This window comes from Pseudomonas sp. LM13 (genome assembly GCF_041381355.1).
GTDB classification, from domain to species: domain Bacteria; phylum Pseudomonadota; class Gammaproteobacteria; order Pseudomonadales; family Pseudomonadaceae; genus Stutzerimonas; species Stutzerimonas frequens.
On the sequence record NZ_JACBXH010000026.1, the window covers coordinates 39,606 to 63,453 of the forward strand.

General features: G+C 61.6%; 21 protein-coding genes and 1 pseudogene. 15 read left to right on the forward strand and 7 right to left on the reverse strand.

The window, feature by feature from the left end:
- Positions 1 to 37 precede the first annotated feature (37 nt).
- From hemA to HZR81_RS16010, 6 genes are all read left to right on the forward strand, one after another.
- Positions 38 to 1,306, forward strand: coding sequence for a glutamyl-tRNA reductase (gene hemA / locus HZR81_RS15985; protein ID WP_110776109.1), 1,269 nt, complete (start codon positions 38 to 40; stop codon positions 1,304 to 1,306).
- Positions 1,303 to 2,385: a peptide chain release factor 1 gene (prfA, locus tag HZR81_RS15990; RefSeq protein WP_102839744.1), complete on the forward strand. Its 1,083-nt coding sequence runs from the start codon at positions 1,303 to 1,305 to the stop codon at positions 2,383 to 2,385. Before hemA ends, prfA begins: the two co-directional genes overlap by 4 nt.
- Positions 2,386 to 2,419: 34 nt before the next feature.
- On the forward strand, positions 2,420 to 3,247 hold the full coding sequence (prmC, locus tag HZR81_RS15995; protein WP_500128685.1) for a peptide chain release factor N(5)-glutamine methyltransferase: 828 nt from the start codon (positions 2,420 to 2,422) through the stop codon (positions 3,245 to 3,247).
- A 24-nt stretch (positions 3,248 to 3,271) separates the two neighbouring features.
- Positions 3,272 to 4,027, forward strand: a complete 756-nt coding sequence (locus HZR81_RS16000; RefSeq protein ID WP_500128686.1) for a molybdopterin-synthase adenylyltransferase MoeB — start codon at positions 3,272 to 3,274, stop codon at positions 4,025 to 4,027.
- Entirely contained in the window at positions 4,020 to 4,814 is a 795-nt protein-coding gene (murI, locus tag HZR81_RS16005) for a glutamate racemase (protein ID WP_500128687.1), read from the forward strand. The genes HZR81_RS16000 and murI overlap by 8 nt, the downstream gene beginning before the upstream one ends.
- 86 nt (positions 4,815 to 4,900) lie before the next feature.
- Positions 4,901 to 5,419, forward strand: coding sequence for an acyloxyacyl hydrolase (locus HZR81_RS16010; protein WP_014597501.1), 519 nt, complete (start codon positions 4,901 to 4,903; stop codon positions 5,417 to 5,419).
- A gap of 58 nt (positions 5,420 to 5,477) precedes the next feature.
- Here HZR81_RS16010 and HZR81_RS16015 read toward each other — a convergent pair whose 3' ends face one another.
- From HZR81_RS16015 to upp, 3 genes are all read right to left on the reverse strand, one after another.
- Positions 5,478 to 5,789, reverse strand: a complete 312-nt coding sequence (locus HZR81_RS16015; protein WP_063540093.1) for a YkgJ family cysteine cluster protein — start codon at positions 5,787 to 5,789, stop codon at positions 5,478 to 5,480.
- A 74-nt stretch (positions 5,790 to 5,863) separates the two neighbouring features.
- Entirely contained in the window at positions 5,864 to 7,123 is a 1,260-nt protein-coding gene (locus tag HZR81_RS16020) for a uracil-xanthine permease family protein (RefSeq protein ID WP_063540092.1), read from the reverse strand.
- Between the two features lie 2 nt (positions 7,124 to 7,125).
- Positions 7,126 to 7,764: a uracil phosphoribosyltransferase gene (gene upp, locus HZR81_RS16025; protein WP_125886642.1), complete on the reverse strand. Its 639-nt coding sequence runs from the start codon at positions 7,762 to 7,764 to the stop codon at positions 7,126 to 7,128.
- 259 nt (positions 7,765 to 8,023) lie between these two features.
- Between upp and HZR81_RS16030 the strand changes: the two genes are divergently transcribed.
- The 4 genes from HZR81_RS16030 (at position 8,024) to HZR81_RS16045 (ending at position 15,317) form a co-directional block, all read left to right on the forward strand.
- Complete coding sequence (locus HZR81_RS16030; protein WP_102839748.1) at positions 8,024 to 8,581, forward strand: hypoxanthine-guanine phosphoribosyltransferase; 558 nt, start codon at positions 8,024 to 8,026, stop codon at positions 8,579 to 8,581.
- A gap of 530 nt (positions 8,582 to 9,111) precedes the next feature.
- On the forward strand, positions 9,112 to 10,983 hold the full coding sequence (locus HZR81_RS16035; RefSeq protein ID WP_046621097.1) for a DUF1302 domain-containing protein: 1,872 nt from the start codon (positions 9,112 to 9,114) through the stop codon (positions 10,981 to 10,983).
- 97 nt (positions 10,984 to 11,080) lie between these two features.
- Complete coding sequence (locus HZR81_RS16040) at positions 11,081 to 12,442, forward strand: DUF1329 domain-containing protein (protein ID WP_500128688.1); 1,362 nt, start codon at positions 11,081 to 11,083, stop codon at positions 12,440 to 12,442.
- A gap of 250 nt (positions 12,443 to 12,692) precedes the next feature.
- Complete coding sequence (locus tag HZR81_RS16045; protein WP_500128689.1) at positions 12,693 to 15,317, forward strand: LuxR C-terminal-related transcriptional regulator; 2,625 nt, start codon at positions 12,693 to 12,695, stop codon at positions 15,315 to 15,317.
- 162 nt (positions 15,318 to 15,479) lie between these two features.
- Here HZR81_RS16045 and HZR81_RS16050 read toward each other — a convergent pair whose 3' ends face one another.
- The 4 genes from HZR81_RS16050 to HZR81_RS16065 all read right to left on the reverse strand — a co-directional run bounded on the left by HZR81_RS16050 (position 15,480) and on the right by HZR81_RS16065 (position 17,239).
- Positions 15,480 to 15,746: a DUF3509 domain-containing protein gene (locus HZR81_RS16050; protein ID WP_102839752.1), complete on the reverse strand. Its 267-nt coding sequence runs from the start codon at positions 15,744 to 15,746 to the stop codon at positions 15,480 to 15,482.
- A 113-nt stretch (positions 15,747 to 15,859) separates the two neighbouring features.
- Positions 15,860 to 16,114 (reverse strand): YebG family protein, encoded by a 255-nt coding sequence (locus HZR81_RS16055; RefSeq protein WP_063540087.1) that lies wholly within the window; start codon positions 16,112 to 16,114, stop codon positions 15,860 to 15,862.
- Positions 16,115 to 16,199: 85 nt separating this feature from the next.
- Positions 16,200 to 16,664 carry a multidrug transporter gene (locus HZR81_RS16060; RefSeq protein ID WP_156246179.1) on the reverse strand — a complete coding sequence of 155 codons (465 nt, stop codon included), beginning with the start codon at positions 16,662 to 16,664 and terminating at the stop codon, positions 16,200 to 16,202.
- A gap of 119 nt (positions 16,665 to 16,783) precedes the next feature.
- Entirely contained in the window at positions 16,784 to 17,239 is a 456-nt protein-coding gene (locus tag HZR81_RS16065) for a DciA family protein (protein ID WP_500128691.1), read from the reverse strand.
- A 271-nt stretch (positions 17,240 to 17,510) separates the two neighbouring features.
- Here HZR81_RS16065 and secA point away from each other — a divergent pair, with 271 nt between their 5' ends.
- From secA to HZR81_RS16090, 5 genes and pseudogenes are all read left to right on the forward strand, one after another.
- On the forward strand, positions 17,511 to 20,249 hold the full coding sequence (secA, locus tag HZR81_RS16070) for a preprotein translocase subunit SecA (RefSeq protein WP_102839755.1): 2,739 nt from the start codon (positions 17,511 to 17,513) through the stop codon (positions 20,247 to 20,249).
- Between the two features lie 107 nt (positions 20,250 to 20,356).
- The gene (gene argJ / locus HZR81_RS16075) at positions 20,357 to 21,574 is read left to right on the forward strand and encodes a bifunctional glutamate N-acetyltransferase/amino-acid acetyltransferase ArgJ (protein ID WP_200599335.1); all 1,218 of its coding nucleotides are present in this window, start codon (positions 20,357 to 20,359) and stop codon (positions 21,572 to 21,574) included.
- 136 nt (positions 21,575 to 21,710) lie between these two features.
- Positions 21,711 to 22,652 (forward strand): Nudix family hydrolase, encoded by a 942-nt coding sequence (locus HZR81_RS16080; RefSeq protein ID WP_500128690.1) that lies wholly within the window; start codon positions 21,711 to 21,713, stop codon positions 22,650 to 22,652.
- A 173-nt stretch (positions 22,653 to 22,825) separates the two neighbouring features.
- Positions 22,826 to 23,389, forward strand: coding sequence for an alkyl hydroperoxide reductase subunit C (ahpC, locus tag HZR81_RS16085; RefSeq protein ID WP_003284760.1), 564 nt, complete (start codon positions 22,826 to 22,828; stop codon positions 23,387 to 23,389).
- A gap of 120 nt (positions 23,390 to 23,509) precedes the next feature.
- A pseudogene (locus HZR81_RS16090) lies at positions 23,510 to 23,848 on the forward strand (alkyl hydroperoxide reductase subunit F); the annotation flags it as partial.

The following is a 23,848-nucleotide window of genomic DNA, read 5'->3' on the forward strand; positions in this document are numbered from 1 at the left end:
AGAATTGCGCGCTCCGTTTTCCAATCAGCGGTTCTGCATGGCTTTCCTCGCGCTTGGTATCAATCACAAGACCGCTTCGGTGGACGTCCGCGAGCGCGTAGCCTTCACGCCGGATCAGATGGTCGAGGCCCTGCGCCAGCTGTGTCGCGTCACGCCAACGCGTGAGGCGGCGATTCTCTCGACCTGCAATCGCAGTGAACTGTACCTGCAGCAGGATCAGGTCGAAGCCGATGCCGTACTGGCCTGGCTGGCCAACTATCACCGCCTCAGCCTCGACGAGCTCAAGGCCTGCGCCTATGTGCACGTCGACGACCAGGCCGTGCGTCATATGATGCGTGTCGCCTCCGGGCTCGATTCGCTGGTGCTGGGCGAGCCGCAGATCCTTGGACAAATGAAGTCGGCCTACGCCGTCGCGCGCGAGGCTGGCAGCGTCGGCCCGCTGCTCGGGCGGCTGTTCCAGGCCACCTTCAGCACGGCCAAGACCGTGCGGACCGACACCGCCATCGGCGAGAACCCGGTGTCTGTGGCCTTCGCCGCGGTCAGCCTGGCGCGGCAGATCTTCAGCAACCTGCAGCGCAGCCAGGCGCTGCTGATCGGCGCTGGCGAAACCATCACTCTGGTGGCGCGCCACCTGCACGAGCAGGGCGTGAAGAAAATCGTCGTCGCCAACCGTACCCTCGAGCGCGCCAGTGCGCTGGCGGCGGAGCTGGGGGCGCAGGCAATCCTGCTTGCCGATATCCCGGAAGAGCTGCACAACAGCGACATCGTCATCAGCTCCACCGCCAGTCAGCTGCCGATCCTCGGCAAGGGCGCGGTAGAGCAGGCGCTGAAGCGGCGCAAGCACAAGCCGATGTTTATGGTTGACATCGCCGTGCCGCGGGACATCGAGCCGCAGGTCGGCGAGCTGGACGATGTCTATCTCTACACCGTCGACGACCTGCACGAAGTGGTCGCGGAGAACCTCAAGAGTCGCCAGGGCGCGGCCCAGGCCGCCGAGGAGCTGGTCGCCGCCGGTACCGAGGACTTCATGCAGCGCCTGCGCGAGCTGGCCGCGGTGGATGTGCTCAAGGCCTACCGCCAGCATGCCGAGCGAATTCGCGATGACGAACTGAGCAAGGCCCAGCGCTTGCTGGCCAATGGCGCCAGCGCCGAGGACGTCCTCGCTCAGCTCGCCCGGGGGCTGACCAACAAGCTGCTGCATGCCCCCAGCGTGCAGCTGAAAAAACTCTCTGCCGAGGGCCGCATCGAGGCGCTGAGCATGGCCCAGGAACTCTTCGCCCTGCACGAGGGCACGGAAAAGACATGAAAGCTTCGCTGCTGAACAAGCTGGACATCCTGCAGGACCGTTTCGAAGAGCTCACCGCGCTGCTCGGCGATGCCGAAGTCATCAGCGACCAGAACCGCTTCCGCGCCTATTCGCGCGAATACGCCGAGGTCGAGCCGGTGATCGTCGCCTATCGCCAGCTGTGCAAGGTCCAGCAGGATCTCGAAGGCGCTCAGGCGCTGCTCAAGGACAGCGATCCCGACATGCGCGAGATGGCCGAGGAGGAAGTCGCCGAGGCCAAGGCGCAGCTCGAGACACTCGAAGCCAGCCTGCAACGCATGCTGCTGCCCAAGGACCCCAACGATGGCCGCAACGTGTTCCTCGAGATCCGTGCCGGCACCGGCGGCGACGAGGCAGCGATCTTCGCCGGCGACCTGTTCCGCATGTATTCACGCTACGCCGAGAAGCAGGGCTGGCGCGTCGAGATCCTCTCCGAGAGCGAGGGCGAGCACGGCGGTTACAAGGAAGTGATCTCCCGCGTCGAGGGCGACAACGTCTACGCCAAGCTCAAGTTCGAATCCGGTGCGCATCGTGTGCAGCGTGTGCCGGAGACCGAGTCCCAGGGACGCATCCATACCTCGGCGTGCACCGTGGCGGTACTGCCGGAGCCGGACGAGCAGGCAGCGGTGGAGATCAATCCTGCCGAGTTGCGCATCGACACCTATCGTTCTTCCGGTGCCGGCGGACAGCACGTCAACAAGACCGATTCGGCGATTCGCATCACCCACCTGCCGACCGGTATCGTCGTCGAGTGTCAGGAAGAGCGTTCGCAGCACAAGAACCGCGCCAAGGCCATGGCCTGGTTGGCGGCCAAACTGCAGGACCGCCAGGATGCCGCAGCGCACAAGGAAATTTCCGAGACGCGCAAGCTGCTGGTCGGCTCTGGTGATCGCTCCGAGCGCATCCGCACCTACAATTTTCCCCAGGGCCGGGTCACCGATCATCGGGTCAACCTGACGCTGTATTCGCTCAACGAAGTGATCGGCGGCGCAGTGGAGCAGGTCATCGAGCCGCTGTTGCAGGAGTACCAGGCCGACCAGCTGGCCGCGCTGGGCGACTGATCCTTTCCGCTGCGCGCCGCGCTAAGAGCACCTCATGCCAACCATCGAGTCCCTGCTGCACAGTGCCGATTTGCCGGACTCGCCGAGCGCCAGGCTGGACGCCGAATGGTTGCTCGCCGCTGCGCTGGGCAAGTCCACCAGCTATCTGCGCACCTGGCCCGAGCGAGAGGTGCCGGCTGACCTGGCGGAGCGCTTCGCGGCGGATCTGGCCCGGCGTCGGCGCGGCGAGCCGGTCGCCTATATCCTCGGTCGCCAGGGCTTCTGGAGCCTGGAGCTGGAGGTCGCGGCGGAGACCCTGATCCCGCGTCCGGACACCGAGCTGCTGGTGGAAACCGCGCTGCAGCTGCTTCCGGCGACGCCGGCTCGGGTGCTCGACCTGGGCACCGGAACCGGAGCGATCGCGCTGGCGCTGGCGGCCGAGCGGCCCATGTGGCACGTCCGCGGCGTTGACCGTATCGAAGCTGCAGTGGCGCTCGCCGAGCGCAACCGCCTGCGCCTCGGGCTAGGCAACGTCAGCTTCACGCGAAGCGACTGGTTTTCCGAGCTGTCCGGCGAGCGCTTCCAACTGATCGTCAGCAACCCACCCTACATTCCTGCCAGCGATCCGCATCTGCAGCAGGGCGACGTGCGCTTCGAACCGCATAGTGCGCTGGTGGCCGGGGTGGATGGGCTGGACGACATTCGTACGATCACCGCCCAGGCGCCTGGACATCTGACCTCGGGCGGCTGGCTGCTGCTGGAGCACGGCTATGATCAGGCTGGAGCGGTACGTGCGCTGCTCGCCGCGCACGGCTTCGAGGCGTGCGAAAGTCGGTGCGACCTGGGCGGTCACGAGCGCGTCAGTCTCGGGCGGCTGCCATGACCTTTCTGTTACGCGAGGTGCTCGATGCTGAGTGACGAAGAACTGCTGCGCTACAGCCGGCAGATCCTGCTCAAGCAGGTCGATATCGAGGGGCAGCTACGGCTCAAGCAGAGTCGCGTGCTGATTGTCGGTCTCGGTGGGCTCGGCTCGCCGGTAGCGCTGTATCTGGTGGCCGCGGGCGTCGGCGAACTGCATCTGGCGGACTTCGATACGCTGGACCTGACCAACCTGCAGCGTCAGATCGTTCACGACACACCATCGCTTGGCCTGCACAAGGTCGACTCCGCCATGGCCCGGCTGGAAGCATTGAACCCGCATGTGCGCCTGGTTCCTCATCGCAGCGGGCTGGATGCCGACTCCCTGGATGCGGCGGTCGCCGAGGTCGATCTGGTGCTCGACTGCACGGATAACTTCGCCATCCGCGAGGCGGTCAATGCGGCCTGCGTGACGGCCAGGAAACCCTTGGTCAGCGGCGCGGCGATTCGTCTCGAGGGGCAACTCTCGGTGTTCGATCCCCGAGTCGAAACGAGCCCCTGTTACCACTGCCTTTACGGGCACGGTAGCGAGGCAGAACTGACCTGTAGCGAGGCGGGGGTCCTTGGTCCACTGGTAGGCATGGTCGGCAGCCTGCAGGCGTTGGAGGCGCTCAAGCTGCTAGCCGGTTTCGGTGAGCCATTGATCGGTCGTCTGTTGCTGATCGACGCGCTGTCCAGTCGTTTTCGCGAGTTGTGGGTCAAGCGCGATCCGCTCTGCGCGGTGTGTGGTTCAGGCGATGCCTGACTGTACGGCGCCCGTGGGCGTATTCGATTCCGGCGTTGGCGGGCTCTCGGTTCTGCGCGAGATTCGCCAGCGCCTGCCGCACGAATCGCTGCTCTATCTGGCCGACAACGCCCACGTGCCTTACGGCGAGAAAAGCCCCGAGTACATCCGCGAGCGCTGCCGCACCATCGCGGCGTTTTTCGTCGAGCAGGGCGCCAAGGCCCTGGTGGTGGCCTGCAACACCGCGACAGCGGCCGGCGTGACCGAGCTGCGCGAGCTGTATCCGGATTGGCCCATCATTGCCATGGAGCCGGCGGTAAAGCCCGCCGCCGCGGCCACCCGCAGTGGCGTGGTAGGTGTACTCGCCACCACCGGTACGCTGAAAAGCGCCAGGTTCGCCGCATTGCTCGATCGTTTCGCTGCGGACGTGCGGGTGATCACTCAGCCTTGCCCGGGGCTGGTCGAGCGCATCGAGGCCGGCGATCTGAATAGCGTCGAGCTGCGCGTGATGCTCCAGGGCTGGGTCGAGCCACTGCTGGCGCAGGGCTGCGACACGCTGATCCTGGGCTGCACTCATTACCCCTTCATTCGTCCGCTGCTGAGCCGTCTCGTGCCTCGCGACATCCGGTTGATTGATACTGGAGCAGCGGTTGCGCGCCACCTGGGTAAGGTGTTGACGGAGCGCGGCCGGCTCGCCGACGGGGAAAGCAGTTGCCGATTCTATTGCAGCGGCGATCCGCAGCGAATGGCCGAGGTGCTGCCTATACTTTGGGGGGAACATGCAGAGGTCGAGTTGTTCTCCCGATAGGAACTCCCAAAGCAATGGAGTTTCTCAACTGATGCTGGCGACAAATAACCAAACACAAACGCAGTGTTTTTTATAAGGAAGTTCCCATGAAAAAACTGTCCTCCCTGGCTGCGGTAGCGGCGATTTCCCTGGGGCAGATGGCGGCTGCTCACGCCGTGGATCTCACCGTTGCGGTCGGTCAGACCGATGAGTCGACCATGACCTATCGCCTGGGTGCGCAATTCGACTTCAACAGGAGCTGGTTCCAGACCAGCGTCGGGCGACTGACCGGCTATTGGGATGCAGGTTACACCTACTGGGAGGGCGACGAGTCCACCAGCAATCACAGCATTTCACTGGCACCGGTCTTCGTCTACGAGTTCGCCGGCCAGTCGGTCAAGCCTTACGTCGAGGCGGGTATCGGTGTGGCGGCGTTCGAAAACACCGAGGTGGAAGGCAACCGTCTGGGGTCGTCATTCCAGTTCGAGGACCGTATCGGTGCAGGTCTGCGCTTCGCCGGCGGCCATGAGGTCGGCGTACGTGCGATCCATTACTCCAACGCGGGTATCAAGAAGCCGAACGACGGCGTCGAGAGCTACGCTCTGCACTACCGGATGGCGTTCTAAGCGATAGCGTCCAGGCTGCAGGGCTGTCGCCGGCCCTGCAGCGCTCCCTCAGGCGGCCTCAGCCATACGCCGTGGCGCTGCCCTTGCGCTCCTCGCGGCAATCCTGCGAACCCAGTTCGAACTCGCGGCAGATCAGCGGGCGATGTGCATAGATAGTGCAGCGCATGCTGTCCCGGTCAAGCGCCGCGCACCAGCCGTCATCCAGCCGCCGCATCACTTCGCCGCCCCAGCTATCCCTGTCGATGAATCGCTGCGGTACACCGGTGTCGCCGAACAGCATGACTTCGAGGCGGCAGCAGCACGCCGCGCAGGTGGAGCAGCTGACGATGGGGTCTTCGAGTTGCTTGAGCGGGATGGTCGAGTCAGTCATGACGGCAGTCTAGCCGATGTGATCGACTCGGGCAGAGAGGCGGACGGCCCCAGCGGGCGCTGGGGCCGCAAGTTTCAGACTTCTTCGTTCAGCTGCTTGTTGCGCCAACCCTCGCCACCGGGCAGCACCAGGTTGAGCAGTAGCGCGATGATCGCGCACAGCGAGATGCCGGACAGGGTGAACTCACCGTAGCCGATCGCCATTCCTCCGATACCGAACACCAGCGTCACCGAGACGATGATCAGATTGCGTGCTTCGGACAGGTCGACCTGGTGGCGGATCAGGGTGCTCAGGCCAACCACGGCGATCGAGCCGAACAGCAGGCAGAGGATGCCGCCCATGACCGGTACCGGAATGCTCAGCAGGCCGGCGCCGAACTTGCCGATGAAGGCCAGGGCGATGGCAAAGATCGCCGCCCAGGTCATGATTTTCGGGTTGTAGTTCTTGGTCAGCATCACCGCGCCCGTTACTTCGGCGTAGGTCGTGTTCGGTGGTCCACCAAACAGGCCGGCTGCGGATGTCGCCACGCCGTCACCCAGGAGCGTGCGATGCAGCCCTGGCTTCTTCACATAGTTGTTGCCGGTGACGCTGCCGATGGCGACCACGCCGCCAATGTGCTCGATCGCCGGGGCCAGGGCGACCGGGACCATGAACAGGATGGCGCCGATGTTGAACTCCGGCGCAATGAAGTTGGGCATCGCCAGCCAGGGGGCTGCGGCGATGCCGCTGGTGTCGACCACGCCGAAGATGAGCGAAAGTCCGTAACCAACGGCGACCCCGGCGAGAATCGGCACCAGGCGAAACAGCCCCTTTCCCAGCACCGCCACCAGCAGCGTGGTGACCAGCGCTGGCATCGAGATGAGCATCGCCGTGTGGTACGGGATGAGCTGGGCGCTGCCGTCGCCGGCCTTGCCCATGGCCATGTTCACTGCTACCGGCGACAGTGCCAGGCCGATAGAAATGATCACCGGTGCGATGACCACGGGCGGCAACAGGCGGTCAATGAAGCCGGGGCCTTTCAGGCGCACGGCGAAACCGAGCACGATGTACACCAGCCCGGCAGCCATCACGCCGCCCATGACCGCAGGCAGGCCGAACTCGCCCTTGGCAGCGATGATCGGGGCGATGAAGGCGAAGCTCGATGCAAGGAATACTGGCACTTGACGCTTGGTGACCAGCTGGAACAGAAGCGTGCCGAGACCGGCAGTGAACAGAGCGACGTTGGGGTCCATGCCGGTGATCAGTGGCATCAGCACCAGTGCGCCGAAGGCGACGAACAGCATCTGCGCGCCGGCCAGTACCTGCCGGCCTACCGGCTCCTCGGGATGCGACATGCTCAGATGTCCTTCTGCTTGGTGCCGAAGATCTTGTCACCGGCATCGCCCAGGCCCGGAACGATATAGCCGTGCTCATCCAGGTGCTGGTCGATGGAGGCGGTGAAGATCAGCACGTCGGGGTGCGCCTTCTCGACGGCGGCGATGCCTTCCGGTGCGGCGACCAGGACCAGGGCGCGTATCTCCTTGCAGCCCGCCTTTTTCAGCATGTCGATGGTGGCGACCATCGAACCGCCGGTAGCGAGCATCGGGTCGATGATGATCGCCAGGCGCTGTTCGATTTCCGGAACCAGCTTTTCCAAATAGGTCTGCGCCTGCAGCGTCTCTTCATTGCGGGCGATGCCGACCGCGCTGACTTTGGCGCCGGGGATAAGGCTGAGCACGCCATCGAGCATGCCGATGCCGGCCCGCAGAATCGGTACTACGGTAATCTTCTTGCCGGAGATCTTTTCCACCTGCACCGGGCCGCACCAGCCGTCGATGCTGTAGTGTTCCAGCGGCAGGTCCGAGGTCGCTTCATAAGTGAGGATCGATCCCACTTCCTGCGCCAGTTCACGGAAGTTCTTGGTGCTGATGTCTGCACGGCGCATCAGGCCGAGCTTGTGGCGGATCAGCGGGTGGCGGATCTCTCGAATGGGCATTGTGGGCTCCGGCGGGCAAATAAACCGGCTTAGATTAAAGCATCGTCGGGTCAGCGGCTATTCGCGTGTCATCCGGCCGGCAGACTTGCTGCGCACGGCGAGGGTGGGTATCTTCCCCGCCCTTTCGCGAACGGCCAAAACCGGGCTGTTCGGTCAGGTTTTTCGCTGTCCGGGTTCGCCTGGCATTACGGCGATTCAACCGCACGAGCTGCCAGCCCCGGCTGGTGCTCCCAACTAAATTCTCTGGGGGAATCGCTTCATGTCCGTCGATCTCGCACATATCCGCCAAGTCATGGCCGAGGCAGACTGTCTGTACACCGAGGAACAAGTCGAAGCGGCTATCGCCAAGGTTGCCGAAACCATCAACGCTGAACTGGCCGAGCGCAACCCGGTGGTGTTCTGTGTCATGAATGGCGGGCTGATCTTCTCCGGCAAGCTGGTGCCGAAGCTGAACTTCCCTCTCGAGCTGTCCTACCTGCATGCGACCCGTTACCGCAACGAGACCAGCGGAGGTGAGTTGTTCTGGAAGGCCAAGCCCGAGATTTCCTTCATCGATCGCGACGTGCTGATCATCGATGACATCCTGGATGAGGGGCACACGCTGGGCGCAATCATCGATTTCTGCCGTCATGCCGGGGCTGCCGCCGTGCATACCGCAGTGCTGATTGACAAGGACCACCAGCGCAAGGCGCGCCCGGATCTGAAAGCGGACTACGTTGGGCTCAGCTGCATCGACCGCTATATCTTTGGTTACGGGATGGACTACAAGGGCTACTGGCGCAACGCGCCGGGTATCTACGCCGTAAAAGGTATGTAAGCGTCTCGGCGGAGCTCATTGTCATGCGCGCCCGCAATGGGTGCGCAGCCACGTGGCCGCGACGATTCGCCGTCCCGGCGACAGCCATGCGCGCTTCGATCTGGGAGCTACAGCGGTTACGTTTCGATTGGCCCCATTGCGCTTCCTAAAGTAACGCAGCGGCGGTGTGCCCACGCCTGATCCGCTCGTTGTCGGGCTGGCTGCCTTTCGTGGTTCACAATGCCGGCTGCCTTGATCCAGACGGATTGGGCTGCCTTATCGGCGTGATGAATACTACTTTCGGATAACCAGCCGACATTTCTCCATTCCAACCGCACGAAAGGCTCTGCGGCGGGCTTTGCGCTGCTAGCGTTCACGGCTAAGCTCAGAACGTCCTTAATACGCATGGCCGAACGAAATCACGCTGAAAGCCACTGCTGGAAAGGCTATTCATACTAAAGGATTACAAGCTAAATCAAACCTTAGTGCGCTTAACCCTCCTTCTACGTCTGGGTAGGGTTGACGCACTTCGAACCAACCAGGAGCGCCTCATGACAAAAACAACAAGGCAAGGATTCTTCCAGCCCAAGACACTGGCCCTTGCCGTTGCGCTGGGCACTGCTGCACCGGCTTACGCAGTCAATTTCAATATCGGGGAGCTTGAGGGGCAGTTCGACTCGTCCATGTCTGTGGGCGCCAGCTGGTCCATGGCGGACAGGGACATGGATCTGGTCGGCTTGGCCAATGGAGGAACTGGCTATACCCAGACAGGGGATGATGGGCGGCTTAACTTCAAGAAGGGCGAAACCTTTTCCAAGATTTTCAAAGGTGTCCATGATCTTGAGCTTCGTTATCGCGATAGCGGCGCCTTTATTCGTGGTAAGTACTGGTATGACTTCGAACTGAAGGATGAAAACCGTCTGTTCAAGGATATCAGCGACAGCAACCGGAAAGAGGCGGCTCAATCATCGGGTGCGCAGATTCTGGACGCGTTTCTTTATCACAACTATGCGATTGGTGATTTGCCGGGGACCGTGCGTCTCGGAAAGCAAGTAGTGAGCTGGGGTGAAAGTACTTTTATTGGTAACAGCATCAACTCAATCAACCCATTGGATGCGGCCGCTTTCCGTCGCCCCGGTGCTGAAATCAAGGAAGGCCTGATTCCTGTCAATATGCTCTACGTCTCGCAGAGTCTGACTGATCGACTCAGCATGGAGGCGTTCTATCAGCTCGAGTGGGATCAAACGATCATCGACAATTGCGGCACCTTCTACGCCAGTAATGACGTTGCAGCCGATGGTTGCGATGATAATTACACGGTCCTATCTGCTGCTCAGCGCGACGCTATCATTGGTGCTGGGGTTACGATTGATCAGCTAAATGCATTGATCGGTGCCGACTATTATGCCGGCCTGGACGATCTAGGCATTATCGTGGGGCCTGAAGGTGTAACAGTTCCGCGTGGTGGTGACCGGGATGCTCGAGATTCCGGCCAGTATGGATTTGCGTTTCGGTGGCTGGGTGACGTGGCCGAATACGGTCTGTATTTCATGAACTACCACAGCCGTACGCCAACCGTCGGCTACCAGAATGCATCCGCCGCTGAGATCCAGGCGTTGTTAGGGCTTCTCGGTACTCCGTCTCCAGGCGGTCCGCTTCCATCAGGGGCGGCCTTCAGCGGCCTGGCATCTGCCGCTTTGCTAAGCAACGGCGAGTACTATCTCGAGTATCCGGAAGATATCCGCTTGTATGGCGCAAGCTTTTCTACGACCTTGCCAACAGGCACAGCGTGGTCTGGTGAAATCAGCTATAGGCCAAACCTTCCGGTAGCTCTCAACTCTACATATACCACCGGATTGCTTGCTACCGGCATCGGCGGTTCCATTGCTACCGGTGACTTCGCGGGTGCGATCGGCCAGGCGGGTATCGAACATCGGGGCTATAACCGCAAGGAAGTCACTCAGCTACAGACCACGTTTACGCACTTCTTCGATCAGGTCTTGGGCGCTCAGCGAGTCACCGTAGTGGGTGAGATCGGCTATGCACATGTTGGTGGGCTGGAAAGTAAGAGCGAGCTTCGTTACGGTCGTGACTCCATTTATGGTCTGGATACGCCAGAGTATGGGAATGATGGCTTCGTAACCGCCAACTCCTGGGGTTATCGCCTGCGCGCCATTGCGGACTACGACAACGTCTTTGCCGGCATCAACTTCAAGCCCAACCTGTCGTTCTCCCACGATGTTGACGGTTATGGCCCGAACGGCCTGTTCAACGAAGGCTCCAAAGCGGTCAGCATTGGTCTGGATGCCGAATACCAAAACATGTACACCGCCAGCCTGTCCTACACCGACTTCTTCGGCGGCGACTACAACACGCTGGTTGATCGCGACTTCCTCGCGTTCAGCGTGGGCGTGAACTTCTAAGGAGACCCGCGCTGTGTCCGGCCGATGAGGAAGGTCGGCCGGACTACGACGGTAAGCAAGGCCTCCGGTAAACAAGATCAAGAGGAACTGGAATCGTATGAAAACAACAAGAAAGCTATTCAGTGTCTTGGCCTTCTCTCTGCTCGCCAGCAGTGTGATGGCCGCGGTTTCCCCCGAAGAAGCCGCCAAGCTCGGAACGTCCCTCACGCCGCTGGGTGCGGAGAAGGCTGGTAACGCAGACGGCACCATTCCGGAGTGGACCGGTGGCCTGAAAACCGATGCCGCGCCGCTCAAGAATGGTCATCTGACCAACCCCTTCAAGGACGAACAACCCAAGTTCGTGATCACCGCGCAGAACGCCGAGCAGTACAAAGACAAGCTGACCGCAGGTCAGATGGCTATGCTCAAGCGTTATCCTGAAACGTACAAGATTCGTGTATTCCCCACTCACCGTACTGCTGCAGTTCCGGATGCAATCTACGAGGCTGCTAAGAAAAGCGCGCTGAATACGGAGCTGGTTTCCAATGGCAATGGCTTAGGCAATTTCACGGAAAGCCGTTTCTACGCATTCCCAATTCCAAAAAACGGCTTGGAGATAGTTTGGAACCACATTACCCGATATCGCGGTGAGAATGGCCGCCGAAATATCGTTCAGGCCACGCCCCAGGTTGATGGAAGCTACAATCTTGTGCACTTCGAGGATGAAGCCGCCTATCCAAGTTATATGCCTGATTTGGACGCAGAACGTGCAGAGAACGCGCTGTTGTTTTTTAAACAGCGTGTGACAGCTCCATCTCGTCTGGCAGGTAACGTACTGCTGGTGCATGACTCGCTGGATCAGGTCAAGGAGCCTCGTCAGGCATGGATCTACAACGCTGGCCAGCGCCGTGTACGCCGCGCTCCTCAAGTGGCATATGACGGGCCGGGTACCGCTTCAGATGGCATGCGTACCACCGATAACTTTGATATGTTCAGCGGCGCACCTGATCGCTACGACTGGAAGCTAATCGGCAAGAAGGAAGTATTCATCCCGTACAACAGCTTTGAGATTAGCTCTAGCGATCTCAAATACTCCGACGTGATTCGTGCAGGGCATGTAAATCAAGATTTAGCACGTTATGAGTTGCATCGAGTGTGGGAAATCGAAGCGACCCTAAAGCAAGGTGAGCGTAATATCTACGGAAAAAGACGCTTCTACGTAGATGAGGATAGTTGGACTATCGTTCAATCGGAGCTTTATGACGGCCGCGGGCAACTATGGCGGGTCGGTGAAGGCCATATGGTTCAGTACTATCAACACAAGATTCCCGCGTTCGCCTTCGAAGCTCTTTACGATGTAATCTCTGGCAGATACATCGTCAACGGCATGAGCAATGAGGAAAAGCCCCACGAGTACGGTTACCGTGCGTCCGCCCGGGACTTCACGCCAGCAGCTCTGCGTAACGCCGGAGTTCGCTGATCGGGTTCCATCCAGCTGATGAATAAGGCGGCCGACTGGCCGCCTTTTTTTTTGTTTCGAACCAGCGGATGATAATTTCAGCTTACTGGTTCGTTTCCCGGCTCGTTCGCAACCGAAAAGAGTCGTTCCAGCGTCTGCGTTCGCTGCCGGGCGCAGATGCCTCGCTGACGACGGGCATGCCATTGATGGTGGCGTCGGGCGAGGCCGTGCTGTGTTTCAATGGACTGATTCGAATAAGAGAACCGTCGCCATGTCCGTACGCTTCATTCCTGATGCGCTCAGTGCAGAGGCAGGAGCCGCAGACCATCTCGCGTCTATTCCGAGACTTCCGCCGGCGCACATAGGGCGGCCGAGACTCGTTCAGTCTTTGCTCGCCGCCGATTGTCGCTTGCGTCTGATCTGTGCTCCGGCAGGATTCGGCAAAACCGTGCTGATGAGCGAGTGCGCTCGGCTCGTGCCGGAGGGCACGCACATGGTGTGGCTGGATCTGGGCGGACGGGCCTGTAGCGTGGGCGCTCTGTACAGCCAGCTCAGCGGAGCCCTGGGTCAGCAAGATGAACTGGTCGGGAGCGCCGACACTGCAATTCTCACGCTGCTGCGCCGGTTGCGGCAGCCTCTGTGGATCATGCTCGACGATTACCCGCGCGACTGCGATGCGGAGCTGGACGCCTGCCTCGACATGCTGCTGGACATTGGTCCTACATCGGTCAGCTGGTGGGTCTCCAGTCGTCGTCAGCCTGCATGGAAGCTGCCACGGCTTTTGTTGCAGGGGCATCTGTGCGAACTCGATGCCGAGGCTCTCGCCTTCACCGAGGATGAGCTCGAGCGAATGCTCGTTGCTCAGCGAATGGCGCTTTCGCCGGAAAGTTTTCAACAGCTCCACCGCGGTATGGAAGGGTGGCCGGCGGGCGTCTGCCTGATGCTGCTCGGCGCCGATGAGCAGGCGCTGCGCGAGCGGCTTGTGGCCGGCACGCCGTTATTGCGTGACTATGTGCAACGCGAGGTTCTGGCCGGGCTGGGCGACGAAGTGCGCCGCGCGCTGCTTGCCCTGGCGCGTATGCCGCGTTTCTCGGCCGAGCTCTGTGACCATGTGCTGGATGGCGTCGGCAGTGAAATTCTCGATGTGCTCAAGACTCGCCAGCTATTCATCAGGCAGATCGACAATTGTGGCGAGTGGTTTCGCTTGTGGAAGCCGCTGGCGTTGATGCTCCAACGTCTGGCTGACGCGGCTGCGCCGACCCAGGTGCATCTGCGTGCCTGTCAATGGTTCGCCAGCCGCGGCGAAATGCGCGAGGCGGTGGAGCATGCCCTGTGGGCAGGCCAGCCGGAAGTGGCGGCCAATTACCTGCAGCGTTACGGGCAGGAACAGTTGCTGATCGGCGACAACGTTTCGCGATTCCTCAAATGGCGAAGCGAGCTGCCGCAGGATCTGTTTGCCAGTACCACGCGGTTGATTGTGCTTCAGGGGTGGGCACTGATCATCTCGGCGCGTCTGGATGAAGTGGAAGACTGTCTGGCCGAACTGGCCAAATTCTTTCCTCAGCCCGATGCCCGGCGGCAGGCGCAACTGCTGGCGCAATGGCAGGCGTTGCGAGGCTTTCTCGCGCGCTTGCGTGGAGAGCCTGGGGCTCGGGAAAATTGTCTGCAGGCGCTTGAGGTGCTGTCCGATCATGCTTGGGCGCAGCGCGTGCTCTGCTATCAGGTGCTGACCCAGCAGGCGATGTCCGAGGGCAAGCTTGAGCTGGCGCAACAGTACAACAGCGAAGGTATGAAGCTGGCTCGGCTCAAGGGCAGCGTGCTTTACGAGATGATGCTCAGCGTGGACCGCATCCAGCTGTTGGAGCTCACCGGTGAGTTCGAGCGCGCGGTTGGTGTGCTGAATGAAGCATTGCAGGCCCTCCGCGAAACGGTTCGGCACAGTCCATTGATCGGCCGCTTGCAACTTCTGCAGGGTCATCTGCTGGCCTATCAGGGGCTGGATGAGCCTGCTCAGGAGGCCTATCAGCTCGGCAAGGAGGAGACCGAGACCTGTGGCGATTCGTACTGCTTCTTCGGCTATGTCGGGCTGGCCGAGCTGGCCGCGCGAAGCCAGGAATTCGCCTGTGCCTATCATTGGTTGCGCGACGCCGAGCGGCTTTCACAGTGGCGTCATGTTCCGGAGGCGCGTTTTCGAGGAATTCTGCCGCTCATCAACGGTGTCGCGTGGCTCCACCAGGGAGAGTTGCGCAAGGCCCGAAGTGCGCTCTGCCAGGTATTGGATCTCTACGAGGGGCACGGCTACCTGTCGCCTTCCGGATTCTACGAGCTGCTACCCCGGCTGCGGCGCTATCTTGCGGTCATCGATGTGCTGGAGGGGCAGCCACAGCGAGCGATCACCGAGCTGCGCGCACAGGTCGAGCAGAACCTGCGGACCCAGCGGCTGGGGCTGGCATGTGAATGCCGCTTTAGCCTGGCCGAGGCGCTTCAGGCCGCGGGCCAGACAGCTGAAGCCGAAACGGAGCTGCGTTCGGCGCTGGCCGAGGCGGCTCGTCAGCATCTGGTAAAGCCGCTTTACGAGCTTCACCACCGCCAACCCCAGTGGCTGGCGCGCATTCTGCCTGCTACGGCGAAAGGCGAGTCGCTTCGCCAGCGCCTACTCCACTACGAGCGTGAGCCGGAGACGGTGCAGGCGATAACGGATGAAACCGTGCTCAGCAACCGTGAGCTGACCGTGTTGCGGCTGATCGCGCAGGGTTGTTCCAACCAGGAAATCGCCGAGCAGCTATTCATCTCTCTGCATACGGTCAAGACGCATGCCCGCCGAATAAATACCAAGCTGGGCGTAGCGCGTCGAACGCAGGCGGTGGCAAAGGCCAAGGCGTTGGCCTGGCTCTGAGGTATCTGGATAGGCTTCACCGTTGCGCCAGGGCGGCAAAGCCCAGGCACAACGGTGCGCTGCGAGTCATGGACTGGCAGTCGACGGGTAAGATCTTGTTGTTGTTGTTTTGAGGCGGGGTAAGGTGAAGCGGGCAACCTGCAGGCAATCAGGTTGGTGTTCCTACAGCGAGACGGGTTGGAGCATCGAGGCGCCTCGAGGCGGTAACTGTTCGCCGCGTTCGATGGCCAGACTCACCTGCAGGCTGGTGATCAAGCGCTGCAACTGCTGCTGATCGCGCCACTGTTGCGCACTGATGAAACGCTTGACCGCGACACCCTCAGCACTGGTCAGCGTAAGCAGAATGCTGCCGTCCGGCTTCTCGATGCTGAAGTTGACGTTATAGCGGGGACGAAACACATCACTGATCTTCTGGAATGGACTCGTCATGCCTGGATACCTGTATGGGGTGGCTGCCAGCAATGGACCCGGCAGGTAGCGACAAGTTTCCCCCGCAGATCGGCGCGGGTGCAGCGAAAGGCCGCATGCCCTGCGGGCTGAGTTCAGGCGCCGCTTATCAATTCTGACAGTGCTTCCGGGCTGCTCTTGAACGCCTTGGCGAATAGCTCTCGATGCTTGGCCATATAGATGCCGATGTCCTCGGCCTGCTGCTCGCTGAGCGATGGCGAAGCCTGCTGCAAAACCGTGGCTAGCGTCTCGGCCAGCTCCAGCATCTTGTCATGACGATCGGCTTCGGCTTTATCCATGAACAAACGCTCCAGGTCCCGACTGCTGCGGTACACCACTTCGACGGCCATTTACCACCTCGGTTATTGGCAGATTGATACTGTTTATTTGTACAGCATAAGCGGGTGCGGCAAAGATTGGTAGTGTGCCGTTGCTTCAGCGAACGAAACGCCCTTGCAGCCGCTCGGCATGAAACTCCAAGGTCGCGGCGCGATATCCGCTGCGCAGCAGCGGCAGGGGCAGGCAGGATTCCCATCGGGCGCCAGGTTGCAGATCGCCTGGCCCTTGGTAGGTGGGAGCATCGTAGGCACGGCGTGCAAGGTTTGTGCGTGAGCCCGGAGAATAGGCGGCCACTTCCCATTGCAGGCTCTGCAGTTTCCTGTCCGTGTGATTGACCAGTTGCACATGCAGCGGCTGAGCGCCAGGACAGCGCTGCGGGTCGTGGCTCAGCCGAATCTCGAGGCGCGCCAGCAGTTGTTCCTCACGATGTTCCTGCCAGAGCACCCAGCCGGCGACGAGTGCGAGACCAAGCACGGCCCCCAGCGAGATCGGCACGGCCCTCAGCGGGTAGCGGATCAGCAGTACCAGCCAGGTGAGGATGAGCAGGGCGCCGATCAGCATGAGCGCGCTCCTGCGAACAAACGGCTTAGCGACATGGAACACCTCCGCATTGACGGGCTCATGCTAACCCGTGCCGGCCGAGGCTGCGCAAGGACGCGGCGCGCATTTGTAGCAGGATGTCAGTCGCTGGTTTTGCCGCGGCTGGCCAGGCGCTCGAGTGCGGCCCGCAGTCCCGGATCACGAATGCCCTGAGCGGCGGCCTGAATGCTGTCCGCTGCGTTGCTCGACAGTGGGGGCGTAGCGGCGGGCTTGTGTCTAGGTGGTGGCGGTGGCTGCACCTTGAACTGGATGCGTAGCAGTCCGGCAAACTCATCCATGGCTTCCAGCTGGCGCTGCAGGCGGCGCTGCTGGTAACGCAAGCGCGTGGCCCAACGGCCATCGGTAACGATCAGCAGCAGACAGCCTTCACGCCAGGATGCCACCCGACAATGTTCGCGCGCAGCCGGTTGCAGTTGGCTTTCCAGCAACTTCTGAAGGCGCTCGAGTCGCAGCGCCTCACCGAACAAGGCTCTGAGCGGCTTTGCTTCGCGTAGCAGTGAGGCCGGGGCGCGGGCCGGTGATGGGCGAAAGGCCATGATGGTCGGAAGATCCGTGATAACGGTGCTCATGGTAGCAGATGCGCGCAAGGCTGAAGCCGGCCACTGGAGGGTGGCGTCCGGTTGAAATGTGACTTGGCGAGCCCCATGTTGAGCGCCGAACGGTCGCCTGCCAGCGCCATCGGCGGGTCGCCGCGCTGCGCAGTCAGGCACCTTTCCTCAGTGCCGTTTCCGAGTAGAATGGCCGCTTTGCACGCAGCCGTGACCTCGCGGACGTGCCTCCATCCCCAGCATGGAAGTCTTTGTCGATATGTTTGCGCCTTTATTGAAGAAACTCTTTGGAAGCAAGAATGAGCGTGAAGTCAAACGCATGCTCAAGGCGGTGCAAGCCGTCAATGCACTCGAAGAGCAGATGCTGTCGCTCTCCGACGAGCAACTGCGCAGCAAGACCGAAGAGTTCAAGGCCCGTCTCGAGAAAGGCGAAACCCTCGATCAGATCCTCCCCGAAGCGTTCGCCGTCTGCCGCGAGGCTGGCAAGCGCGTGATGGGCATGCGCCACTTCGACGTGCAGCTGATCGGCGGCATGACTCTGCATGAGGGGCGCATCGCCGAGATGCGTACCGGTGAAGGCAAGACCCTGGTGGCGACCCTGGCCGTGTACCTCAATGCGCTGGCCGGCAAGGGGGTGCACGTAGTCACGGTCAATGACTACCTGGCCCGCCGCGACGCCAACTGGATGCGCCCGCTGTACGAATTTCTCGGCCTCTCCGTCGGTATCGTCACACCGTTCCAGCCGCCGGAAGAAAAGCGTGCTGCCTATGCCGCTGACATTACTTACGGCACCAACAACGAATTCGGCTTCGACTACCTGCGCGACAACATGGCGTTCAGCCTGGAAGAGAAGAACCAGCGTGAGCTCAACTTCGCCGTCATCGACGAAGTCGACTCCATTCTCATCGACGAAGCGCGTACTCCGCTGATCATCTCCGGTCAGGCCGAGGACAGCTCCAAGCTGTACCAGCAGATCAATCAGCTGATTCCGCGGCTCACGCAGCATATCGAGGAAGAAGAGGGCGTCGTTACCCAGGAAGGGCACTTCAGCATCGATGAAAAAACGCGCCAGGTCGAACTGAACGAGCAGGGCCACCAGTACATCGAGGAGATGCTGACCCAGGCCGGTTTGCTGGCAGAGGGTGAAAGCCTGTACTCGGCACACAACCTGGGCTTGCTGACCCACGTCTATGCCGGTCTGCGTGCGCATAAATTGTTTCACCGCAACGTCGAATACATCGTGCAGAACAATCAGGTGCTGCTGATCGACGAGCACACCGGCCGGACCATGCCGGGCCGCCGGCTTTCCGAAGGCCTGCACCAGGCCATCGAGGCGAAGGAAGGGCTGCAGATCCAGCCGGAAAGCCAGACTCTCGCCTCGACCACCTTCCAGAACTACTTCCGCCTCTACAAGAAGCTCTCCGGCATGACCGGTACCGCCGATACCGAGGCATTCGAATTTCAGCAGATCTACAACCTGCCGGTGGTGGTCATTCCGACCAACAAGCCGCTGGCGCGCAAGGACTTCAACGACCTGGTCTATCTGACCCAGGAGGAGAAGTTTGCCGCGATTATCGCCGACATCAAGGAATGCCGCGAGCAGGGGCGTCCGGTGCTGGTCGGCACCGCCACCATCGAGACGTCCGAATACGTTTCGCGCCTGCTGGAAAAGGAAGGCTTCGAGCACAAGGTGCTCAACGCCAAGCACCACGACAAGGAAGCCGAGATCATTGCCCAGGCTGGACGTCCCGGCGCGGTGACCATCGCCACCAACATGGCGGGCCGCGGTACCGACATCCTCCTCGGCGGCAACTGGGAAGTTGAGGTGGCGGCCCTGGAGAATCCGAGCGAAGAGCAGGTCGCGCAGATCAAGGCCGATTGGCAGAAGCGCCACCAGCAGGTGCTGGAAGCGGGCGGTCTGCACGTGATCGCCTCCGAGCGCCACGAATCGCGGCGTATCGACAACCAGCTGCGTGGTCGTGCGGGTCGCCAGGGCGACCCGGGCTCGAGCCGTTTCTACCTGTCGCTGGAAGACAGCCTGATGCGCATCTTTGCCTCCGACAGGGTGAAGAATTTCATGAAGGCGCTGGGCATGGAATCCGGCGAAGCCATCGAACACCGCATGGTCACCAACGCCATCGAGAAGGCGCAGCGCAAGGTCGAAGGGCGCAACTTCGACATGCGCAAGCAGCTGCTTGAGTACGACGATGTGGCCAACGAGCAGCGCAAGGTGATCTACCACATGCGCAACAGCCTGCTGGCCGCCGATGAAATCGGTCAGACCATCGCCGAGTTCCGCCAGGAAGCGCTGGATGCGGCCATCAGCGCACACATTCCGCCGCAGTCGCTGCCGGAGCAATGGGACATCCCGGGTCTGGAAGCGGTGCTCTACAGCGACTTCGGTACGCGCCTGCCGGTCCAGCAGTGGCTCGACGAGGACGAGAAACTCTACGAAGAAACCTTGCGTGAGCGCATTCTCGACGCACTGCTGGCCGCCTACAACGAGAAGGAAGAGCTGGCTGGTGCCGAAGCGCTACGTTCCTTCGAGAAGCAGATCGTGCTGCGCGTGCTCGACGACCTGTGGAAAGAACACCTGTCGACCATGGACCATCTGCGCCACGGCATTCACCTGCGTGGCTATGCGCAGAAGAACCCGAAGCAGGAATACAAGCGCGAGTCGTTCGCGCTGTTCCAGGACCTGCTCGAATCGATCAAGCGCGACAGCATCCGCGTGCTCTCCCATGTTCAGGTTCGCCGCGAAGACCCGGCCGAAGAAGAAGCCCGTCTGCGCCGCGAAGCCGAGGAACTGGCCAAGCGCATGCAGTTCCAGCACGCCGAGGTGTCGGCTCTGGACCAGCCGGAGGAGGACGCGGAAGTCGAAGGGCAACCCGACGTCGCTGCCGTTCCGGTACGTACCGAGCCGAAGATCGGACGCAACGAGCCCTGCCCGTGCGGCTCGGGCAAGAAGTACAAGCATTGCCACGGTCAGGTCCAGTAAGCGCGACCTCGTCCCGTTGATCCGCGCCGCGACCGGCCTGTGCCGCTCGCGGCGTTTTTCTCCCCGTCACCTGGCCTGTTGGCCACCACTGTCTGAAGGAGCGTCCCATGGCTGTCGGTCTTGGTCCTTTACCTACGCTGCACCCGGTTCCCGGCTTCGAGCTGGGCATCGCCTCCGCCGGCATCAAGCGCCCCGGCCGCAAGGACGTGGTGGTGATGCGCTGTGCCGAAGGCTCGCGAGTGGCTGGAGTGACCACCACCAACGCCTTCTGTGCCGCGCCGGTACTGATCACCCGCGAACGCATGCACGGTCCGGTGCGCTACCTGCTGACCAACACCGGTAACGCCAACGCCGGCACCGGGCCGAAGGGGCTGGCCGACGCCCGTCGCACCTGCGCCGCGCTGGCGGCAATGACCGGTGTCGACGAGACTGCCGTGCTGCCGTTTTCCACCGGCGTGATCGGCGAACCGCTGCCGGTGCAGAAAATCGAGTCGGCACTGCAGGCCGCGCTCGACGATCTCGCGCCCGATCATTGGGCCGAGGCCGCGACCGGCATCATGACCACCGACACGCTGCCCAAGGGCGCCAGCCGACAGTTCCAGCACGACGGTGTGACCGTCACCGTCACCGGTATCAGCAAGGGCGCCGGGATGATCCGGCCGAACATGGCGACCATGCTCGGTTACATCGCCACCGACGCCAAGGTCGCCGGCAACGTGTTGCAGGATCTGGTGCGCGATGCGGCGAACAAATCCTTCAACCGCATCACCATCGACGGCGACACGTCCACCAACGACTGCTGCATGCTGATTGCCACCGGCCAGGCGGCGCTGCCGGAGATCACCTCCGCCTCCGGCGAGCTGTTCGGCAAGCTCAAGCAGGCGGTGCTCGAAGTGTTCATGGAGGTGGCCCAGGCCATCGTCCGCGACGGTGAGGGCGCGACCAAGTTCGTCACCGTGCAGGTCAACGGGGGTGGCAGTCATCAGGAATGCCTGGATGTCGCCTACGCCGTGGCCCATTCGCCACTGATCAAGACCGCACTGTTCGCCTCCGACCCGAACTGGGGGCGCATCCTCGCCGCCGTCGGCTACGCCGGTGTGCCGGAACTGGATGTGAGCAAGATCGACGTGTTCCTCGGCGAGGTCTGCATCGCCAGCCAAGGCGGACGCTCGCCCAGCTATACCGAAGAGCAGGGCGCCGCGGTGATGGCGCGCGAGGAGATCACCATCCGTATCGAACTGGGCCGCGGCAGCTGCAGCGAGACCATCTGGACCACCGACCTGTCCCACGAGTACGTGAAGATCAACGCCGAGTACCGCACCTGACAGCGCCTGGTGGCCTCCGTTGCGCGAGCGTCTCGCAGCGGATGGCCGGGATTGGCCAGAGTGCGACGACAGGATGAGCCGGGCGTGGCCGGCTCTGCCGGCCCAGGGCGCAAGCTAGCCGACAGGAGATGCGGGAATGAAGCGAGTTCATGTCGCTGCAGCGGTCATTCGCGGCGCTGAAGGAGCGGTGCTGATCGCCAAGCGACCACTCGACAAGCACCAGGGTGGCCTCTGGGAATTCCCGGGCGGCAAGGTCGAGGCAGGTGAGCAGGTCGAAGCGGCGCTGGTGCGCGAGATGCTGGAGGAGCTGGCGATTCAGGTCACGGCGGCTCGCCCGCTGATCCAGGTGCGTCATGACTACCCGGACAAGCATGTCCTCCTGGACGTCTGGGAGGTTACTGCATTCATCGGCGAACCGCATGGTGTCGAAGGGCAGCCGTTGAAGTGGGTGCCGGCCGATGAACTCGTTGCTTATCGCTTTCCTGAGGCCAATCGGCCGATCGTCGCTGCTGCCCGCCTGCCCCAGCGTTATCTGATCACACCGGATGGCCTGTCCGCCGAACGGCTGCTCGACGGGCTAGCACAGGCGCTCGACGCAGATTTCGGGCTGATTCAGCTGCGTGCACCTTCGCTCTCATCGCTCGACTATCGATCGCTCGCCGAGCGTGTGCTTGCCCTATGCGCAGGTCGTGCGCGGGTCATGCTCAAGGGACCGCTGGACTGGGCGAGCGACTTTCCGGATGCCGGTTGGCACCTGACGGCGGAGCAGCTCCGACTGTTCGATGGCGCTGCACGTCCCTTTGCCGGTGAACGCTGGCTTGCAGCCTCGTGCCATGATGAAAGGGAGCTGGAACTGGCCACGGCATTGGGAGTAGATTTCGTCACGTTGTCGCCGGTGCAAGCCACTGCCAGCCATCCGGATAGCTCACCCTTAGGTTGGACGCGTGTCGCGGCGCTGTTGGCAGGGTTCAATCAGCCGGTTTATCTGCTTGGGGGACTGGGCGAAGCGGACCTCGATCACACGGTGCGTGTTGGTGCTCAGGGTGTCGCTGCAATCCGATCCTTCTGGTCAGATTGAACCGTGGCCGGCGTGGCTGGTCACTGGCGTAGCTGTCGCCGCATACACGCGCGATCGGATGTTTCACTGATAGATATATGTAATCGCTGATATTCCCTTAATCAATAACGTTATGCGTCTGGTTGCGCTATCGTAGGCCCCGTCAAATTCTTAACCCGCTAAGGAGTTAGTAGATGTCCTTGATCAACACTCAGGTCCAGCCTTTCAAAGTCAATGCCTTCCACAACGGCAAATTCATCGAAGTCACCGAAGAGTCCCTCAAGGGCAAGTGGTCCGTGCTGATCTTCATGCCGGCTGCCTTCACCTTCAACTGCCCGACCGAGATCGAAGACGCTGCCAACAGCTACGCCGAGTTCCAGAAGGCCGGTACCGAGGTGTACATCGTCACCACCGATACCCACTTCTCGCACAAGGTCTGGCACGAAACTTCCCCTGCCGTTGGCAAGGCGCAGTTCCCGCTGATCGGTGACCCGACTCACCAGCTGACCCGCGCTTTCGGTGTGCACATCGAAGAAGAAGGTCTGGCGCTGCGCGGCACCTTCCTGATCAACCCGGAAGGCGTGATCAAGACCGTCGAGATCCACTCCAACGAGATCGCTCGTGACGTGTCCGAGACCCTGCGCAAGCTGAAAGCCGCTCAGTACACCGCCGCTCACCCGGGCGAAGTCTGCCCGGCCAAGTGGAAAGAAGGCGAGAAGACCCTGGCTCCGTCGCTGGACCTGGTCGGCAAGATCTAAGGCTTCGCCTATCTGCCCTGCGTGCTGGGGGGCTGGTCAAAGCCCTCTGGCAACCCAACGCCTGGACGCGAACCGTCCGGGCGTTTTATTTCCTGAATTCCGTACGGGGTACCGCTGCTCATGTTGGACACCAATCTCAAGACCCAGTTGAAAGCCTACCTGGAGAAGGTCACCCAGCCCTTCGAGATCGTCGCGTCCCTCGATGACGGCGAGAAATCCCAAGAGCTGCTGAGCCTGCTGCAGGACATCGCTGGCCTCAGCGACAAGATCACCTTGAAGACCGACGGCGACGATGCGCGCAAGCCGTCGTTCTCGCTCAACCGCATCGGCGGCAACATCAGCCTGCGTTTCGCCGGCATCCCCATGGGCCACGAGTTCACCTCGCTGGTGCTGGCTCTGCTGCAGGTCGGCGGCCACCCGTCGAAGACCGCACCGGAAGTCATTGAGCAGATCAAGGCC

Bases quoted from the DNA above. Each gene is read 5' to 3' on its own strand.
- argJ (WP_200599335.1), top strand. From the start codon at position 20,357: ATGGCTGTCGGTCTTGGTCCTTTACCTACGCTGCACCCGGTTCCCGGC.
- HZR81_RS16065 (WP_500128691.1), bottom strand. From the start codon at position 17,239: ATGGCCTTTCGCCCATCACCGGCCCGCGCCCCGGCCTCACTGCTACGC.
- prmC (WP_500128685.1), top strand. From the start codon at position 2,420: ATGCCAACCATCGAGTCCCTGCTGCACAGTGCCGATTTGCCGGACTCG.
- HZR81_RS16010 (WP_014597501.1), top strand. From the start codon at position 4,901: ATGAAAAAACTGTCCTCCCTGGCTGCGGTAGCGGCGATTTCCCTGGGG.
- HZR81_RS16040 (WP_500128688.1), top strand. From the start codon at position 11,081: ATGAAAACAACAAGAAAGCTATTCAGTGTCTTGGCCTTCTCTCTGCTC.
- HZR81_RS16055 (WP_063540087.1), bottom strand. From the start codon at position 16,114: ATGGCCGTCGAAGTGGTGTACCGCAGCAGTCGGGACCTGGAGCGTTTG.
- upp (WP_125886642.1), bottom strand. From the start codon at position 7,764: ATGCCCATTCGAGAGATCCGCCACCCGCTGATCCGCCACAAGCTCGGC.
- murI (WP_500128687.1), top strand. From the start codon at position 4,020: ATGCCTGACTGTACGGCGCCCGTGGGCGTATTCGATTCCGGCGTTGGC.
- prfA (WP_102839744.1), top strand. From the start codon at position 1,303: ATGAAAGCTTCGCTGCTGAACAAGCTGGACATCCTGCAGGACCGTTTC.
- ahpC (WP_003284760.1), top strand. From the start codon at position 22,826: ATGTCCTTGATCAACACTCAGGTCCAGCCTTTCAAAGTCAATGCCTTC.
- HZR81_RS16000 (WP_500128686.1), top strand. From the start codon at position 3,272: ATGCTGAGTGACGAAGAACTGCTGCGCTACAGCCGGCAGATCCTGCTC.
- secA (WP_102839755.1), top strand. From the start codon at position 17,511: ATGTTTGCGCCTTTATTGAAGAAACTCTTTGGAAGCAAGAATGAGCGT.
- HZR81_RS16035 (WP_046621097.1), top strand. From the start codon at position 9,112: ATGACAAAAACAACAAGGCAAGGATTCTTCCAGCCCAAGACACTGGCC.
- HZR81_RS16030 (WP_102839748.1), top strand. From the start codon at position 8,024: ATGTCCGTCGATCTCGCACATATCCGCCAAGTCATGGCCGAGGCAGAC.
- HZR81_RS16020 (WP_063540092.1), bottom strand. From the start codon at position 7,123: ATGTCGCATCCCGAGGAGCCGGTAGGCCGGCAGGTACTGGCCGGCGCG.
- HZR81_RS16015 (WP_063540093.1), bottom strand. From the start codon at position 5,789: ATGACTGACTCGACCATCCCGCTCAAGCAACTCGAAGACCCCATCGTC.
- HZR81_RS16060 (WP_156246179.1), bottom strand. From the start codon at position 16,664: ATGCTGATCGGCGCCCTGCTCATCCTCACCTGGCTGGTACTGCTGATC.
- HZR81_RS16050 (WP_102839752.1), bottom strand. From the start codon at position 15,746: ATGACGAGTCCATTCCAGAAGATCAGTGATGTGTTTCGTCCCCGCTAT.
- hemA (WP_110776109.1), top strand. From the start codon at position 38: ATGGCTTTCCTCGCGCTTGGTATCAATCACAAGACCGCTTCGGTGGAC.
- HZR81_RS16045 (WP_500128689.1), top strand. From the start codon at position 12,693: ATGTCCGTACGCTTCATTCCTGATGCGCTCAGTGCAGAGGCAGGAGCC.
- HZR81_RS16080 (WP_500128690.1), top strand. From the start codon at position 21,711: ATGAAGCGAGTTCATGTCGCTGCAGCGGTCATTCGCGGCGCTGAAGGA.